Source organism: Synechococcus sp. H55.10, assembly GCF_047502715.1.
In the GTDB taxonomy this organism is placed as follows: Bacteria; Cyanobacteriota; Cyanobacteriia; order Thermostichales; family Thermostichaceae; genus Thermostichus.
Window position 1 is genome coordinate 1 of record NZ_JANSJJ010000103.1, and the last position, 866, is coordinate 866.

The 866-nt window shown below is 50.6% G+C and carries 1 protein-coding gene; it reads right to left on the reverse strand.

All coding sequences use genetic code 11. The features are described 5' to 3' along the window. The coding region (gene ebsA / locus NW858_RS07555; RefSeq protein WP_414520221.1) for a type IV pilus biogenesis protein EbsA at nt 1-288 on the reverse strand (288 nt) is incomplete at its 3' end. Nucleotides 289-866: the final 578 nt, after the last annotated feature.

An 866-nucleotide genomic window follows, 5' to 3' on the forward strand; every position in this document is an offset into this window, starting at 1 on the left:
GATTAGGTAATCCACAAACTCGTAGTTGGCGATGGAGAGCTGGTAAGTGAGCTCGGCATCCTGATCGAAGATCACTTGCACTACGGTCAGATCGGAGGGCAACGGCGACGTGTGCCAACTGGCCAGGAAACGCACAGGTTTGTCTCCCTCGATGGCCCTCTGTCCTTCCAGGCTGCCTTTTTTGTAGAGGCCCACCGCAAGAGCTAGGTGTTGCCGGCGCGCGACGGCGTAATAGGGCTGATAGATGGCTACCTCTGCCGGAGCGGCAGGTTCAAGTTGCAAAGCCATGGCGGCAAGAGGAGAGAACCGTTGATTGCAGTAGAGAACCCAACAAAAGGCCCACTGCGATCTAGCCTACCGCGTTGGTGGGCCACTGGCCTAGGGATAGATTGACCTCATTGTCTCCTACATACCGGTCAGAGTATAGTAAAGTGGATACCCAAATCTAGTTTCGACTCTGAAACAGTGTCTGCTCTGTCTACCCAGTACCTCTCTGTAAGGGAAGCTTCAGAAATCTTAAACTGCTTACAACAATAGGTGCGGCGACTACTCCGAGGCGGCGAAATCAGCAGGGAAAAATCGGCAGTCAGTGGACTGTAGCATCAGAGTTTGCAGAGAACTACTGCGTTAAGAGAGTAAGGTACAGACTCAAAAGTAACCGATCACAGTTGACGCTCGTTTAGCTAGCCTCAGCTAAAAATCCTGAGTTTTTTCTGGCTGTATGGGTCTAGAAGAAGACATTCAGGTAATACTTGCTTGTGAAGTTGATCCAGCCACTTACGGTGTTCTGCCGTAAGTTTGGGAATCCGAGCGCTGATAACGGTACTGACAATCATGCCAGCGATTGTCTTTGTAGACTTCAATAC